The sequence below is a fragment of the Rhizobium sp. PEPV16 genome (assembly GCF_008919455.1).
GTDB lineage: Bacteria > Pseudomonadota > Alphaproteobacteria > Rhizobiales > Rhizobiaceae > Rhizobium > Rhizobium leguminosarum_Q.
The window spans coordinates 1-15,721 of the sequence record NZ_VSZV01000283.1 but is presented as its reverse complement, the minus strand read 5'-3'; the positions used below and the strand labels follow the sequence as shown (position 1 = coordinate 15,721).

Annotated in this window: 17 protein-coding genes; 8 read left to right on the top strand and 9 right to left on the bottom strand. The window is 61.3% G+C overall.

The window, feature by feature from the left end; genetic code table 11:
• Together FY112_RS37685 and FY112_RS13090 are read left to right on the top strand one after the other, a co-directional pair.
• Nucleotides 1-722, top strand: a 722-nt coding sequence (locus tag FY112_RS37685; RefSeq protein WP_281408464.1) for a TCP-1/cpn60 chaperonin family protein, incomplete at its 5' end; no start/stop codon positions are given.
• 634 nt (nt 723-1,356) lie between these two features.
• Complete coding sequence (locus FY112_RS13090; protein ID WP_131619251.1) at nt 1,357-1,803, top strand: hypothetical protein; 447 nt, start codon at nt 1,357-1,359, stop codon at nt 1,801-1,803.
• A 63-nt stretch (nt 1,804-1,866) separates the two neighbouring features.
• On the opposite strand, the gene FY112_RS13085 is transcribed toward FY112_RS13090, so the two are convergent.
• Entirely contained in the window at nt 1,867-2,577 is a 711-nt protein-coding gene (locus FY112_RS13085; RefSeq protein ID WP_131619252.1) for a glutathione binding-like protein, read from the bottom strand.
• 212 nt (nt 2,578-2,789) lie between these two features.
• On the opposite strand from FY112_RS13085, the gene FY112_RS13080 reads away from it, so the two are divergent.
• Complete coding sequence (locus FY112_RS13080; protein ID WP_011650625.1) at nt 2,790-3,227, top strand: DoxX family protein; 438 nt, start codon at nt 2,790-2,792, stop codon at nt 3,225-3,227.
• A 78-nt stretch (nt 3,228-3,305) separates the two neighbouring features.
• Here FY112_RS13080 and hisG read toward each other — a convergent pair whose 3' ends face one another.
• From hisG to hisS, 3 genes are all read right to left on the bottom strand, one after another.
• Entirely contained in the window at nt 3,306-4,001 is a 696-nt protein-coding gene (hisG, locus tag FY112_RS13075; protein WP_131619253.1) for an ATP phosphoribosyltransferase, read from the bottom strand.
• The gene (locus FY112_RS13070; RefSeq protein ID WP_131630371.1) at nt 3,998-5,119 is read right to left on the bottom strand and encodes an ATP phosphoribosyltransferase regulatory subunit; all 1,122 of its coding nucleotides are present in this window, start codon (nt 5,117-5,119) and stop codon (nt 3,998-4,000) included. Before FY112_RS13070 ends, hisG begins: the two co-directional genes overlap by 4 nt.
• Before the next feature lie 180 nt (nt 5,120-5,299).
• The gene (gene hisS, locus FY112_RS13065; protein ID WP_151518540.1) at nt 5,300-6,871 is read right to left on the bottom strand and encodes a histidine--tRNA ligase; all 1,572 of its coding nucleotides are present in this window, start codon (nt 6,869-6,871) and stop codon (nt 5,300-5,302) included.
• 130 nt (nt 6,872-7,001) lie between these two features.
• Here hisS and FY112_RS13060 point away from each other — a divergent pair, with 130 nt between their 5' ends.
• Nucleotides 7,002-7,763 (top strand): hypothetical protein, encoded by a 762-nt coding sequence (locus FY112_RS13060; protein WP_077976631.1) that lies wholly within the window; start codon nt 7,002-7,004, stop codon nt 7,761-7,763.
• A gap of 158 nt (nt 7,764-7,921) precedes the next feature.
• On the opposite strand, the gene FY112_RS13055 is transcribed toward FY112_RS13060, so the two are convergent.
• On the bottom strand, nt 7,922-8,971 hold the full coding sequence (locus tag FY112_RS13055; RefSeq protein ID WP_027666554.1) for an aldo/keto reductase: 1,050 nt from the start codon (nt 8,969-8,971) through the stop codon (nt 7,922-7,924).
• Between the two features lie 237 nt (nt 8,972-9,208).
• On the opposite strand from FY112_RS13055, the gene FY112_RS13050 reads away from it, so the two are divergent.
• Nucleotides 9,209-9,913: an HAD family hydrolase gene (locus FY112_RS13050; protein ID WP_027666553.1), complete on the top strand. Its 705-nt coding sequence runs from the start codon at nt 9,209-9,211 to the stop codon at nt 9,911-9,913.
• 29 nt (nt 9,914-9,942) lie between these two features.
• Here FY112_RS13050 and FY112_RS13045 read toward each other — a convergent pair whose 3' ends face one another.
• Both FY112_RS13045 and FY112_RS13040 read right to left on the bottom strand, forming a co-directional pair.
• Nucleotides 9,943-10,446 (bottom strand): hypothetical protein, encoded by a 504-nt coding sequence (locus tag FY112_RS13045; RefSeq protein WP_131630369.1) that lies wholly within the window; start codon nt 10,444-10,446, stop codon nt 9,943-9,945.
• A complete protein-coding gene (locus tag FY112_RS13040) occupies nt 10,443-11,072 on the bottom strand; it encodes a DNA-3-methyladenine glycosylase I (protein WP_131630368.1) in 630 nt (209 codons plus the stop codon). The genes FY112_RS13045 and FY112_RS13040 overlap by 4 nt, the downstream gene beginning before the upstream one ends.
• A gap of 248 nt (nt 11,073-11,320) precedes the next feature.
• On the opposite strand from FY112_RS13040, the gene FY112_RS13035 reads away from it, so the two are divergent.
• From FY112_RS13035 to FY112_RS13025, 3 genes are all read left to right on the top strand, one after another.
• Nucleotides 11,321-12,070, top strand: coding sequence for a L,D-transpeptidase (locus FY112_RS13035; RefSeq protein ID WP_151518539.1), 750 nt, complete (start codon nt 11,321-11,323; stop codon nt 12,068-12,070).
• Nucleotides 12,071-12,309: 239 nt separating this feature from the next.
• A complete protein-coding gene (locus FY112_RS13030; protein ID WP_072639547.1) occupies nt 12,310-13,002 on the top strand; it encodes a L,D-transpeptidase in 693 nt (230 codons plus the stop codon).
• A gap of 120 nt (nt 13,003-13,122) precedes the next feature.
• Nucleotides 13,123-13,797: an outer membrane beta-barrel protein gene (locus FY112_RS13025; protein WP_131710064.1), complete on the top strand. Its 675-nt coding sequence runs from the start codon at nt 13,123-13,125 to the stop codon at nt 13,795-13,797.
• Between the two features lie 18 nt (nt 13,798-13,815).
• Here FY112_RS13025 and FY112_RS13020 read toward each other — a convergent pair whose 3' ends face one another.
• Nucleotides 13,816-14,256: a hypothetical protein gene (locus FY112_RS13020; protein WP_131710065.1), complete on the bottom strand. Its 441-nt coding sequence runs from the start codon at nt 14,254-14,256 to the stop codon at nt 13,816-13,818.
• A 65-nt stretch (nt 14,257-14,321) separates the two neighbouring features.
• Nucleotides 14,322-15,632 (bottom strand): glycolate oxidase subunit GlcF, encoded by a 1,311-nt coding sequence (gene glcF / locus FY112_RS13015; RefSeq protein ID WP_151518538.1) that lies wholly within the window; start codon nt 15,630-15,632, stop codon nt 14,322-14,324.
• Between the last annotated feature and the right edge of the window lie 89 nt (nt 15,633-15,721).

Below are 15,721 nucleotides of genomic sequence, written 5' to 3'. Positions count from 1 at the left end.
AGCTCGAATCCGTCACGCTCGACATGCTCGGCCGTGCCAAGAAGGTTTCGATCTCCAAGGAAAACACCACGATCGTCGACGGTTCGGGCGCCAAGACCGACATCGAAGGCCGTGTTGCCCAGATCAAGGCGCAGATCGAAGAAACCACTTCGGACTACGACCGCGAGAAGCTGCAGGAACGTCTTGCCAAGCTCGCTGGCGGCGTTGCCGTCATCCGCGTCGGCGGCTCGACGGAAGTCGAAGTGAAGGAAAAGAAGGACCGCATCGACGACGCGCTCAACGCGACGCGCGCTGCCGTTCAGGAAGGCATCGTCCCCGGCGGCGGTATCGCTCTGCTCCGCTCCTCCACGAAGATCACCGTCAAGGGTGCAAACGACGACCAGGAAGCCGGCATCAACATCGTTCGCCGCGCCCTGCAGTCGCTCGTTCGTCAGATCGCTGAAAACGCAGGCGACGAAGCCTCGATCGTTGTCGGCAAGGTCCTCGACAAGAACGAAGACAACTACGGCTACAACGCCCAGACGTCCGAATATGGCGACATGATCGCCATGGGTATCGTCGACCCGCTCAAGGTCGTTCGCACCGCGCTGCAGAACGCTGCTTCTGTCGCATCGCTGCTGATCACCACCGAAGCCATGATTGCCGAACTGCCGAAGAAAGAATCGGCTGGCGGCGGCATGCCGGGCGGAATGGGCGGAATGGGCGGAATGGACATGATGTGATCGGCGAAAGCCATCACTGACTACCATTCCGGCATCCGGAACAGGAAGGGCGGCTCTCGGGTCGCCCTTTTCTTTTGTCAAAAGCGATTCGATGTGCGCCAGGCCTGATTGGCATAGCCGACGAAACATTTACCCAGCTCCCTCTTGCGGGCCCCGGGCGCGAAGCTTGCGCCAAACTTGCGCTGCCTGCGTATCTATCAGCCTGCCGACATGCGAGAGATCACAGTGCTGCTGCAAGATTTCCGGCCTGACGTGGAGTGAAAACGTTTGCAACGCTCTCAAAGATGATCTTCCCATGCCAATTCTCGCGAAATAGGCCGAAGATGCAGACATCCTAAGAAAAGAGGCCTGTCCGAATACCCCTTAAAAAGCCGTTGCCGTTTGTCCAAAAGCTCCTATAAATCCGCGCTGCACTTCAAGCGCGCCCGGCGTGATTTTTCGCCAGTAGACGAGGCCGGAGCGCCGAGCTGTACGTGAAAGATCGGCTTCGAGGGGCTCCGGTTACGGAGGCCAGATGGCCGTGGCAATAGTCGCCGGAGGTAAGCGCGGGCATCATGCCCGCTGCTGCGTGATCCTGTTTCTTTGTGTTTGCCGAGCGTGCGGCCGAGGAGCCGCATCCGAACGGGGGAACGCCTTGTTTAACATCGCCAGAGCCAATGCAGCCGTACCATTGACACCCGGCTCGCTTGATGACGCCAATCAAAATCATAAGATGTTGGCGCAGTTTTCCGTTTCCGAAGCCTGGACTGGAGATTTTTCGAGCGGCATGCTCCGTCTCGGCGAATGGAGCGCGATGCTGCACGGCCTTACCGCGCAGGAATGCGGGCTGCTCGGCCTGATCCGCTGCTATGATGCCAAGGACTGCAGCCACATATTGGAGCTGTTCGAGCAGGCGGCGACGCTCTGCTCCTCCTTCTGTTTTTCGACGACAATCATCATGCCGAACGGCTTTCGCCAGCCGCTCTTCTGCATGGGCGAGTCCAATGGTCTCGAGCAGAAATACAGCGGCAGCATGGCCGGCGTTTTCGTCTTTCCGCGCTTCAAGCTGGAAGGCGCAAAGCTGATCACAAGCCGGCGATAGGCCGGAAATCAAGATAATAGGCCGCCTCGAGGGCGGCCTTTCTACTTTCCAGCTATCTTTTCGTTACTCCGGCTTGACCGGTATGTTGAGACCCCTGGCACATGCCGGACGAGCGATGCAGCGCTCCAGCCAATCCGAGACGGCGGGGAATTTCGCGTATTCGAGAACCTCTCGGCCGCCATAGAAAATATCGGCACCGCGAACCCAGGTGAAGGTGGTGATGTCGGCGATCGTGTACTGATCACCCATGATCCACTGGCGGCCCTTCAACCGGTCTTCAAGCACACCGAGCAGGCGCTTGGATTCGTCGCGATAACGCTCGACTGGATAGGAATTGTTGGCGACCTTGTCGGCGGCAAATTTGTAGAAATGGCCGAACTGGCCGAACATCGGGCCGATGCCCGCCATCTGGAAAAACACCCACTGGATGGTTTCATAGCGGCCGGCGGCATCGGCAGGGATCAGCTTGCCGGTTTTTTCCGCGAGATAAAGCAGGATGGCGCCGGATTCGAAAAGGCCGATCGGCTTCCCATCCGGCCCGTTCGGATCGATGATCGCCGGAATGCGGCCGTTCGGATTGAGGGATTCGAATTCCGGCGACTTCTGCTCGTTGGCGGCGAAGGAAATATAATGCGGCTCATAGGCAAGGCCGAGCTCTTCGAGGGCGACTGAGACCTTCACCCCATTCGGTGTCTGCAGGGAATAGAGCTGGATAATATCGGGATTTTTAGCCGGCCAGCGCGTCGTGATCGGAAATGCGGAAAGATCTGCCATCGGATTCTCCATGTTGGGCGCCGACCATAAAAACCGGGCTCGGCAAAGGCAAGCAGGCGGCAGCGGCAAAGATCGTTCGGGATTAGTGAACGAAGTGTCCGCTTCCGTTTATCTTTCCACAACAAGAGAAAAGAGCGACATAGAGGCATCCGAGGTCGAACCGGTGCCGGGGCACCAAGATCTCCAGAGTCCTTCAAACGGAGACAACGTCCATGTCGAACAACGTCATCATCCTGATTGCCCGTATTCTTCTTTCCTTCATGTTCATCTTTGCCGGCTTCGGCAAGGTGACCGATCCGGCCTCGACCGCCGGCATGATCGCCGGCGCCGGCCTTCCGGCTTCCACCGCGCTCGCCTATCTCGCCGGCCTCTTCGAGCTCGCAACCGGCATTGCCGTGCTCGTCGGCTTCCAGGTCCGCATCGTCGGCTGGCTGCTTGCCGTCTTCTGTGTTTTCACCGGCCTCGTCTTCCACCTTGCGCCGGTCAACGTTCCGGATTTCCCGGCTGCCGCCAACGGTTGGATCAACGGCCTGAACTTCGTCAATCTCATGAAGAACATCACGCTCGCCGGCGCCTATATCATGCTCGCCACCAATGGCGCAGGCGCCTACTCGCTCGACGCCCGCCGCGGCGCTTACGCGGCTGCGTAACGCCAGCAGACATCCTCCCAGACATACAGAACCCGCCGTCATCCGACGGCGGGTTTTCTTTTTGCCTTATGACTGAGATCAGAGGGCGGCGCGCACTGCCTCTATGATCGCCTGCACGGCGGGTTCGCCGGCGTGGCTCTCCTTGCGGGCGCGCACTAGGCAGGCCTGCGAATGCAGGATGACACCGTCCTGGAGCACCTTCAGGTGGTTGGCACGCAGCGTCGCGCCGGTGGAGGTGATATCGACGATGATATCGGCCGAGCCGGCCGCGGGAGCGCCCTCGGTGGCGCCCAGGCTTTCGACGATGCGATAAAGCTGGATGCCGTGCTGGCTCGAAAAGAACTGCTGGGTCAGCCGCCAGTATTTGGTGGCGATGGCAAGGCGCCTGGAGTGGCGGGCGCGAAAATCGGCGGCGACATCGACGAGATCGGCCATGGTGTCGACATCGAGCCAGATCTCCGGCACGGCGACGACGACATCGGCGTGGCCGAAGCCGAGGCGGGCGCAGAATTCGACGCGCTTGTCGACCTCGGCAAAACCCTCCCGCATCAGATCCTCGCCGGTGACGCCGAAATCGACGGTGCCGTTGCCGATTTCACGGGAGATTTCGGAGGCCGAGAGGAAGGCGATTTCCACATCGTCCCAGCCTTCGACGCGGCCGCGATAGGAGCGATCGTTGCCGACCGCAGAAATCGTCATACCGGCACGTTCGAAGATCGCCGAAGCGTCTTCCTTCATCCGGCCCTTGGAGGGAAGCGCGATGGTGATGGTCATGCGGCTGCCCTTTCGGTTTCGATGCGGTCGAGCCAGAAAGAGAAGCCGACGGCCGGGATGCGGTCCGTCGCACCGAGGAAGGTCAGGAGCCGGTCGAAGCGACCGCCGCCGGCCAGAACCGCGGTCGAACCTTCGACCGTCACCTCGAAGACGAGGCCGGTGTAATAGTCGAGCGGCCGTCCGAAGGCGGCACGATAGTCGAGGCAGGAAAGATCGACGCCGGCATTGGAAAGTGCTGCGACGCGGCCGTTGAAGCGCGAGAGCGCGTTGCCGAGTTTGAGGCCGGCAGCATCGGCGAAACCGGCAAGGGCCGCGGACGCATTGACGAGCGGCACGTCGAGCGACAGGAACTCTTCCAGCACATGGAAGGCGGCATCGTCGAGGCGCGTTTCGGACAGGATGAGCTTTTCCTTGAGCCGTCGGGCGATCTCCAGGGCCGAGCGGCCGGCATTCGTCGAATAGCCGGTCTTCTGCATCTCGCGCTCGAGATGGGCGACCAGCGCCTGCTCGTCGCCCGATGCGACAAGCCTGGCGATATCGTCGTCCAGCCCGGTGACGAATTGCGGGCTGACAAGGCTGGCGAGCAACGCCTCCAACTGCGTCATATTGCCGAAGGCATGGATCAGGCGCTTCTGCCAGCCGAGCGGCAGGCCGAGCGCCTGGACGACCGCCTCGAACACCGCCTGGTCGCCTAATGTCACGGCTAAGCGCCGGCCCGGTAGCAGGCGGGCGAGAATGCCGGTGGCATCGCCGATAGCGCGGGCGTCCGCGCTTGACAGGTTGATATCGCCCAGATCCTCGATGCCGGCCTGATAGAATTCGTTGGCGCCGTCGCGGCGCTGGCGGAAAACCTCGCCGAGATAGGCGTAACGCTTCGGCGTGCCGGTCGCCGTCTCGATGTGGCGCAGACAGACGGGAATGGTGAATTCGGGACGTAGGCAGAGGCTGGCGCCGGTTTCGCTCTCCGTCATGAAGATGCGGCGGCGCAGATCTTCGCCGGCAATATCAAGGAAAGGTTCGGCCGGCTGAATGACAGGCGTATCGATGCGCTCGGCGTTGCGCTCGATGAATTCGGCAATGAGGTCGTTGGCGAATTCGGGGAGATTGATCAGGGGCATTGGCTTGACTTCCCTCTTCTCCCCAGCGGGGAGAAGATGCCCGACAGGGCAGATGAGGGGGATGAGGAGTGTAAACGACGAATGTCCTGAGCGGCGAGCGAAGGACAGCTTCTGCCGTGATGCCCCCTCATCCGACCCTTCGGGCCACCTTCTCCCCGAGGGGAGAAGGGGAGATTCCTCTCAAGCGTTCTCATCAGTGTCACCGACTTGGGCGGGATCATATGGAAGTGCGAAGCCGTAGGCCGCCCGTTTCCGATCCTCGGCCTGCGCAGCAAGGATCTCCTTCACCTTGGCGACGAGGTCGGCTTCCGGCGCCGTTTCCTGCGCCACGCGCGCTTCGCGCCAGCTGGCATTGTCCTCGATCTCGCCGGAGAGCCGCTTGCCTTCGATCAGATCCTTGATCTGCACCACGCCTTCGGCGCGCTCGTCGCCGCCCTGGATGATGGCGACGGGGCAGCCGCGGCGATCGGCATATTTCAGCTGATTGCCGAACTTCTTCCAGTTGCCCTGGAACATCTCGGCGCGGATGCCGGCGGCGCGCAGTTCCTGCGTCATCTTTTGATAACGGCCCATCGCCTCGACATCGCCGTCCATGACGGTCACCAGCACCGGCTCGATGACTTCGCTGGCGCCGAGCTTGCCGAGGTTTTTCAGCGCCGTCATCAGCCGGGAGACGCCGATCGAAAAGCCGGTCGCCGGCACCGGCTGGCCCATGAAGCGGGAGACGAGGCCGTCATAACGGCCGCCGCCGCCGACCGAACCGAAGACGACTTTCTCGCCCTTTTCATTGGTGACGTCGAAGGTCAGTTCGGCCTCATAGACCGGGCCTGTATAATATTCGAGGCCGCGAACGACGGAGGGGTCGATCTTGATGCGGTCAGGGCCATAGTCGGCGCTGGTAACCAGCGCACCGATGAAATTCAGCTCCTCGACGCCTTCGCCACCCCTGGCGGTTCCCGCAACCAGCTCGGCGAGGCGTTGAGCGCTTTCGGCATAGTCCTTGATGCCGACGAAGAACAGCACCTTGTCGATCTGCTCCTGATCGAGACCGGCGCCCTTGGTGAAGTCGCCGGATTCATCCTTGCGGCCGGGACCGAGCAGCAAGGCCACGCCCTCCGGGCCGAACTTGTCGAGCTTGTCGATGGCGCGCAGCACGTTGAGCCGCTGGCCGGCCATGTCGTCGCCGCCGAGACCGATCGCTTCGAGCACGCCATCCAGAACCTTGCGGTTATTGACGCGGATGAGGTAATCGCCGCGCTTGATGCCGAGGGCTTCCAGCGTATCGGCCATCATCATGCACATTTCGGCATCGGCCTGGACGCCGGGCGCACCGACGGTATCGGCATCGAACTGCATGAACTGGCGGAAGCGGCCGGGGCCCGGCTTCTCGTTGCGGAAGACGTAGCCGGCGCGATAGGTGCGATAGGGCAGCTGGATCTCGTTGAAATTCTCGGCGACGTGACGGGCGAGCGGCGCCGTCAGGTCGTAACGCAGCGACATCCATTGCTCGTCATCGTCCTGCAACGAGAACACGCCTTCGTTCGGCCGGTCGCTGTCGGGCAGGAACTTACCGAGCGCATCGGTATATTCGAACAGCGGCGTTTCGAGCGGATCGAAACCATAATGCTCATAGACTTCCCGGATCTTTGCCGTCATCTCGTTGACGGCGCGGATATCACCGGCCGTGCGGTCGACGAAGCCGCGCGGCAGGCGGGCCTTGAGCTTTTGCGGTTTCTTCTGCTTGTCGTTCATTTCCGGGAATTCCACTGACTGTGACAGTGGCGGTTTCCTAGCGGATTGGGCGGGGAGCGGCAAGGGCGAAGGCCCTTGATCTCAAGACCGGAATCGATTGAACGAAGAGGCGTCCACCAGAAATGCGGATATGCTCATGATCACTGAGGCGCTTCTCTATGCCGCGACCTTGCCGCTGACCGGCAAGCCGTGTCGAAAGTTCATCCGCTATTCCGTCAATCTCTGGTCGCGGGCCGGGCGCTGTGCGGCGGATTGGGCCGAACATGAGGAGATGAGCCGGAAGGCGATCCTGGCAGCAGCGGCCGACCTCAGGCAGAAGCGGACCGCCGTCGTCCTCGGCTCCGGCCTGTTGCGCGACGTGCCGATCGAAGTGCTGGCGCGGGATTTCGACACCGTCGTCCTGGTCGATCTCGTTCATCTCGCCTCGGTGCGCCTGTGGCTGTCGGCCAAATTCTATCGCAACGTCCGGCTGATCGAGCGCGATCTCTCCGGCTATGATGAACTTGCCGCCGGCCGCGAGCCCGAACCGCTCGGCTTCCTGCGCGGCGTGCCCTATCTCGACTTCGTGGTTTCCGCCAACCTCTTGTCGCAGATCGGTCGCGGCGTGAAACGGCGCCATGAGGCCGAGGCCGGGCGAATGCCTGAAGACACGGTGGAAAGGCTGATCACGGCACATCTGACCGGACTTGCGGGGCTTCCCTGCCGCAACTGCCTAGTAACCGACATCGCCTATGCCGTCATCGACCGCAACGGCAAGACGCATGAAGAGGCCGACCTGCTGCACGGCGTTTTGCCGCCGCCGGCAAAAGCGGCCTGGACATGGCCGGTCGTGCCGCTCGGCGAAGAAAGCAACGATTATAGGATCGAGCACAAGGTCATTGCCGGCTGGTGATCCGGATATGACCGCCGGCAGTATTTGGTTGCAGCCGACATTCACAGCGAACCGAGATCGCCGAGATGAACGCCTGGCTCAAGGCCCACGGCAAGTAGCCGATCGTTGATGAAAAGGGGAACGCCGGATGTCCGGCGTTCCCCAAGACTTATGAGATCTCAGTCCTTCGGCTCGAAATCGGCTGGACGACGGCCGGCGCCCTGTCGCGCCAGCATCCAGCCCGGATATTCGGGCGCAAGCGCGCTTACCTCGTCGAGCTTCTTGATATCGTCTTCATCAAGCTTCAGCTTGACGGCGGCAAGGTTCTGGTCGAGTTGGTCGACACGCTTGGCGCCGATGATGACTGTCGTGACGAAAGGCTTGGCGAGGATATAGGCGAGCGCCACGGTGGCGACGCTGACGCCGTGTTTTTCGGCGACTTCGCGCATGACGGCGACGCAGGCCCAAGCCTTGTCCTTGTCGACGGGCGGGAAATCGAAACTGGCGCGGCGGCCTTCACCATTGCCGGGCGCGCCGGGACCGTACTTGCCGGAGAGCAGACCGCCGGCGAGCGGCGACCAGACCATCAGGCCAAGCTTCTCCTCCTGCATCATCGGCACGATGTCGCGTTCGAGGTCGCGGCCGGCGATGGAGTAATAGGCCTGCACGGTTTCGAAACGGGCAAAGCTCCGGCGTTCGGAGAGGCCCAACGCCTTGGAAATGCGCCAGGCCTGCCAGTTGGAGACGCCGATATAGCGCACGAGACCGCGGGAAACGAGATCGTCGAAGGCGCGCAGCGTCTCCTCGATCGGCGTCACCGTATCGGTCCCGTGGATCTGATAGAGGTCGATATGATCGGTCTGCAGGCGCTTGAGGCTCGCCTCGACCGAATCCATGATGTGGCCGCGCGAGGCGCCGCGGTCGTTCGGCTTGTCGCCCATGACGCCGTAGACCTTGGTGGCAATGACGACGTCCTTGCGTGGCACGTCGAGGTTCCTCAGCGCCTGGCCGAGCAACCTTTCGGACTCGCCAAATGAATAGACGTCGGCCGTGTCGATGAAATTGACGCCGGATGCAAGCGAGCGCTCGACGATCCGGTCGGCGGCATTCTGGTCGACGTCGGCGATGGCGCCCCAGGTGCTGCCTTGCTTGGCTTCGCCGAAGGTCATCGTGCCAAGGCAGATTTCCGAGACGAAAAGTCCCGTATTTCCGAGTTGATTGTAACGCATGGTGAAAAAATTCCTTTGTGTCTGGCGCAAGAGGGCTTGCGAACTCAAGAACTTCATTTTTTGATTATTGGCCTGCGCGCGACAGGCACAGCCGTGGCTGGCTGCTGAGTGAGGCCGATTCGATGTAGTGCGACGACGGCGCTTTTCAACACTAAGCCTTGTCGCATCGGAAGTTGACGCCCTTGTCTCGACACAGGCGGCCGGTAGATTGCCGGCCATATTTCAAGAGGTGCGCATGTGACGACGCGAGCACTGACGACGATCGGCTTCGATGCCGACGACACACTTTGGCAGAACGAACAATATTACCGACTGACGGAAGCCCATTTTACCGAGCTTCTTGCGGACTTCGCCGAAGGCCCGAAGATTTCCGAGCGGCTGCTGGAGGCCGAAAAACGCAACCTTCGCCACTATGGCTTTGGCATCAAGGGCTTTACGCTGTCCATGATCGAAACGGCGATCGAGATTACCGAGGGTAAGGTGCCGGCCAGCGTGATCGCCAAGATCCTCGATACCGGCCGCGACCTCCTCAACCATCCGGTCGAGACCCTGCCGCATGCGCGCGACACGCTGGAAGCGCTTGCCGGCAAATATCTGCTTGTCATGATCACCAAGGGCGATCTCTTCGACCAGGAGCGCAAGCTTGCCCAGTCCGGGCTCGGCGACTTCTTCGATGCCATCGAGATCGTCTCCGACAAGACGGCCGTCACCTATCGCCGCATCTTCGCCAAGGTCGGCGACGGGCCGGAACGGGCGATGATGGTCGGCAATTCGCTGAAGTCCGACATCGTGCCGGCGATCGCCGCCGGCAGCTACGGCGTCTTCGTGCCGCACGAACTGACCTGGGTGTTGGAACATGTGGACGAGCCGAAAGAGGCGCCGCGCTTCCGCAAGATCGACCACCTCGGCGAATTGCGCGACCTGATCGACCGGCTCTCGTAAGCTGCCAAGCTGCGCTTGCAGCTCTTAGCTCACCGCTTGGCCGGCGCCTTTGGAAAGAGCGACGGGCGCTCCGGCTCGGCCGGCGGTTTCGGCGGCTGCGGGGCAGCCGCCAGCGGCTCGATCAGGATGCTGAAAGGAGCGCCGAGGCCACGGCGCGGCGAGACCTTGGAATAATAGGGACGCAGCAGCCAGGTGGCGTTTTCCTTGATCGTCGTCTCGAAGCTCATGCCGTCCTCGTCGGTGCCGAAGAAGGCCTCGTCATCGGGTTTCGACAGGTCGAAAATCGCCAGGAAGGCAAATTTGCTTTTCGTCGAAAAGCTGATCTTCAGGTGCTGGCCGGCGCGCACCGGCAGCGTATAGACATGGCCATTGCCGAATTTCGTCCAGCCCTTCAACTGCATGGTGACGGCCGGGAATTGCAGCTTCTCCAGCTTCTCGCCGGGGTCGAGCTGCGGCGTCTGCGCCATGGCGGAGACGGTCAGGAGGAAAAGGGCAGCGGCGGCGATCAGTGTTCTCACGGAATGATCTTTCATGGGCGAACCAGAGCGGTGCGCATCGCCTCGACCTCGGGCCGGCAGAAGCAGCCTTCCAGATGATCGTTGACGAGACCCATCGCCTGCATGAAAGCATAAACTGTGGTCGGGCCGACAAAGGTCCAGCCGCGTTTCTTCAGATCCTTCGAAATCACCACCGATGTCGGCGTCGTCGGATTGGCGACGAGATGCTCGCGGTCGACCACCGCCGGCCGCTCGTTATGGCCGGGCTCGTAGCGCCAGAAATAATGGGCGAGCGAGCCGAATTCGTCCTTGAGCTCGATTGCGCGTTTGGCATTGTTGATGGTCGAGACGATCTTGCCGCGATGGCGGATGATGCCGGCATCGGCAAGACAGCGAGCGACGTCCCCTTCACCGAAGAGAGCGACCTTTTCGAAATCGAAACCTGAAAAGGCGGCGCGGAAATTCTCGCGTTTGCGCAGGATCGTCAGCCAGGAAAGGCCGGACTGGAAGCCTTCGAGGCAGATCTTCTCGAAGAGGCGGATATCATCGGTGACGGGGCGGCCCCATTCCTCGTCATGATACCGGAGATAATCGGGCAGATTGGCATGCCAGTGGCAGCGGCTCCTGCCATCCTCGCCGATGATGATGCCTGTCGCGCTCATGATCCTTCATTCTGCGGGGATCCGCTTCGTTCTCTGCTCATGATTCCGGCTTTACCATTTGCAAACCGTCTTTCCAAACCGAACGGTAACCCTGACGAAAAGTTTATCCGGTCGGTCGGCTTTTCGTGAATCGATCTTTACCATTCGCTGGCGGATTGAGTGGCAGCGTCTTTCCCGGGCGGAACATCTCCGCCCCGGCGGACATGTTCCGCCAGCGCATTTTCGGTCATTTGTAGAGAGTTCGTCCGATGATGAAACAGCTTGTTCTTGCCGCAGCCCTTTTCGGCATTTTCTCCACGGCCGCCATTGCAGACGACCGCTACGCCACCCGCCCGCCCGTTGTGCTGAGCCCCGATCTGACCGCACCCTGGATCAACCAGCTGGGCGGCGGCAGGGTTCGTCCCGTCGTCTATCAGCGGCCGGTCGTCCAGCCGCAGCAGCGCGGCCTTTTCCAGCGCCGGATCATCCGTCGGGCGCCGCAGGTGTCACCGCAGACCGTTTCGGCGATCAATCCCGGCATCCCGTCGATCCGCCGTCCGATCGAGCCGCAATACCTGCCGCAGATGGTCGATTACGACACCACGGAAAAGCCCGGCACGATCGTCATCGATACCAACAACCGCTTCCTCTATCTGGTGATGCAAGGCGGCAAGGCGCGGCGCTACGGCGCCGGCGTCGGCAAGCCGGGCTTCGAATGGGCAGGCGCCCACAAAATCACCCGCAAGACCGAATGGCCGGATTGGACGCCGCCTTCCGAGATGATCAGCCGCGAAGCCGCCAAGGGCCATTACCTGCCGGCGCGCATGGACGGCGGGGCGGAAAACCCGCTCGGCGCCCGCGCCATGTATCTCGGCTCGACGCTTTACCGCATCCACGGCACCAACGCGCCCTGGTCGATCGGCAGCGCCGTTTCCTCCGGTTGCATCCGCCTGCGCAACGAAGACGTCGTCGACCTCTACGACCGCGTCAATGTCGGGACCCGCGTCATCGTCATGTAACGGCGGCGCAATACTTACAGCGCCGCGCGTCCTTTCTGATACGCAAAGAGCGCTGTAACCCGCTAAAATGCTGCATAATTTTTCCTTAAGTCGATTCCGATTTAAGAATAAATTATGCAGTAGGAGCCGAAAGAACATCCGGCTCCCCTTCTCCAAAAATGCTTTATCCGGCAACACCGATCTTGAATCGGGCAAAAGTTCATGTAGCTTCGAGCGGATTTGCTTGAGGGGAATCGATCATGATCAAACTAATGCCGGGTCTGGCTGCTGCCGGACTTGTCCTGTCCTTGATGTCCACATCCGCCTTTGCTGCACCCGCCGGCTCCGCGTCCGACAATGCACGGCGCCCGGCGCAGATCGTGCGCGTGGCGCAGATGCCGAAATATGTGAAGCCGCAGTTCAAGCGCAAGAAAGTGCGCCTGGTCACGACGGAAGCCGCCGGCACCGTCATCATCGATACCAACAACAAATATCTCTACCTCGTCGAAGGCAACAATCGCGCCACCCGCTACGGCATCGGCGTCGGCCGCGACGGCTTCGGCTGGTCGGGGGTCGTCAAGATCGGCCGCAAGGCCGAATGGCCGAGCTGGACGCCGCCGGCCGAGATGCGCCGCCGCGAAGCCGCCAAGGGACATATTATTCCCGCTTTCCAGGAAGGCGGCGAGGACAATCCGCTCGGCGCCCGCGCCATGTATCTCTACCAGGGCGGCCGCGACACGATCTTTCGCATCCACGGCACCAACCAGCCTTGGACGATCGGCCTCAACATGTCTTCCGGCTGCATCCGCATGATGAACGCCGACGTCATGCATCTTTACGATCGCGCCTCCGTCGGCACCAAGGTGATCGTCATCGGCCCCGGCAACAGGCAGGGCAAGGTGGCGTTCGAGGACAGGGGCATCGACGTGCTGCGCACGATGTTTGGCGGCTGAGCAACACTTACCAAAAAAACGAAAGGCGCAATTTGACGCGCCTTTTGTTTTGCTTAGACTTTGCGGCCAAAAGCTGGCACACGTGCCTAAGAGTCGACATATTTATATCGGGGCTATTCAATGACATCTGCGCTGCGTTCCTCCGCTTCCCTGTTTGCGGGCATCGCGTTTTTTACCATCTGTTCGGCAGTTTCCGCCTCGGCGGAAGACCTGCAATTCTCCATTTACGGCGGCTACCAGACCGCACCGCATAGCGGTGTCGATCTTTCGGACGGCACGAGTTTCACCGCCGGCTGGGAAGGCAAGTCCTTCGGCAGCCCGCCTTATTACGGCGCCCGCGTCACCTGGTGGCTCGAGGACTTCAACAAGCCGAACTGGGGCATCTCGCTCGATTTTACCCATGACAAGGTCTATGCCGACGACGATACGCTGGCCAAGGCCGGCTGGTCGCATTTCGAATTCACCGACGGCCTGAACCTCATCACGGTGAACGGTCTCTACCGCTTCCAGGATCCGGCCCGCCGCTGGACGCCCTATCTCGGCGCCGGTATCGGCGTGAACATTCCGCATGTCGAAGTGATTCGTCCCGAGGGCAAGACCTGGGCCTACGAATTCGGCGGCGTGACGCTGCAGGCCCAGGCCGGCGTCGACTTCAAGGTGACCGAGCGCTGGTCGACCTTCGTCGAATACAAGGGCACTTATTCGCGCATCGACGTTCCGATCGATAGCGGCGTGGACCTGAAGACCAATATCTTCACGAATGCCGTCAACGTCGGCGTTTCGTTCCACTGGTAACAAATTTCAGCTGCAGTGTTATTTGGTGCCGCAGCTGACCTTGCCCTCGACGGCATAGGGTTTTTCACCGCCTTCGATCGTCAGGGAATAGCTGCCGCTGAAATTTGCCGCCGGCTTGCCGCGCTCGCCGGCGACAACCACCAGATCCAGCGTTGCTCCACCGGTGTCATCTTCGCCGCCGTCGAAGACTTCCATGAGCAGTTCGCCGTCACGTGACCAATGGTTGGTCAGGTGCTGCGATTCGAAGACACGTTTTCCGAATACGGCCTCTTGGGCCAGATCCTTGACGATCAGCGCGCCGCGGAAATGGTTGAGCTTGTGGCCGGCAGCGCTTTCGAAACCGCTTTCGACCGTGAAGCGCGCTTCCTTGTCATCGGCAGAACAGAAAAAACGACTGTCAGCATGGGCAGTGCCTGCCGTACTGAGCAGTCCCGCAAATACGATCATTCCACGCCACATCGCTTAACCTCCCGAGACAGCGTCCTTTGCGGCTCTCGAAAAGATGCGCGGCGCTGTAATAGGTCTCAGCCTAACGGCAAACCTGTTAATTTTTCCGGCACAGCGCCGCCATAGGCCCAATCGAGAAGCTCGACCGTATGCAGGATCGGCATGCCGGTGCCGGTGGCGATCTGGGTAATGCAGCCGATATTGCCGGTGGCGATGATATCGGCCTTGGTGGCCTCGATGTTCTTGACCTTGCGCGCCTTCAGCGCGGCCGAGATCTCCGGCTGCATGATGTTGTAGGTGCCGGCGGAACCGCAGCAGAGATGACCTTCCGCCGGATCGCGCACCGTAAAGCCCGCCGCTTTCAGCAATTGCTTCGGCGCGAGCGTGATGCGCTGGCCGTGCTGCATGGAGCAGGCGGAATGATAGGCGACGGTGATGCCCTTCGGCGTGTGCGCCGGCAGGTCGAGGGTTGCCAGATATTCGGTGACGTCCTTGGCCAGCGCCGAGACCCTGGCCGCCTTTGCGGCATAGGCGGAATCGAGGCGCAGCATATGGCCGTAATCCTTGATCGTCGTGCCGCAGCCCGAAGCGGTGATGATGATCGCGTCGAGGCCCTGCCCGTCGATCTCGCGCGTCCAGATATCGACATTGGCGCGGGCACTTTCGAGCGCCTGTTCGGCGCGGCCCATGTGATGCACCAGCGAGCCGCAGCAGACCTCGCCCTCCGGGATCACGACCTCGACGCCGAACCGCGTCAGCAGGCGGATCGCCGCCGCGTTGATGCCGGGATCGAGCACCGGCTGGGCGCAGCCGGAAAGCATCGCCACTCGGCCGCGCCGTTCCGTCTCGGGCCGATACGTGCCGGGCTTTGCAAAGTCCGAAGCGGCCGGGATCCGCCGCGGCGCAAGCGCCAGCATGGCAGCGAAGGGTTTCAGCGCGCCACCGCGCATCAGGCCGGCGAAGGGCCGGCCGAGGCGGGCGAGATTGAGCGCCAGCCGAAAACGGCCGGGATAGGGCAGCACGGCGGCAAGAATGGCGCGCGTCAGCCGGTTCATGAACGGGCGCTTGTAGGTCTTTTCAATATGGGCGCGGGCGTGATCGACCAGATGCATGTAATCGACGCCGGAGGGACAGGTGGTGACGCAGGCAAGACAGGAGAGACAGCGGTCGATATGAGTGACGACCTCTGCATCGGCGGGCCGGCCGTTTTCCAGCATGTCCTTGATCAGGTAGATGCGGCCGCGCGGACTGTCGAGCTCGTTGCCGAGCGTCACATAGGTGGGACAGGTGGCGGTGCAGAAGCCGCAATGAACACATTTACGCAGGATCTGCTCGGATTCGGCGACATCAGGGTCGAGGAGTTGGGTCAGGGTGAAGTTGGTTTGCATCTAACGGGACCTCCACTTTGGGAGAATCTCGGGCGTATTGCTTGGAATACCCCCCTCTGTCCTGCCGGACATCTCCCCCACAAGGGGGG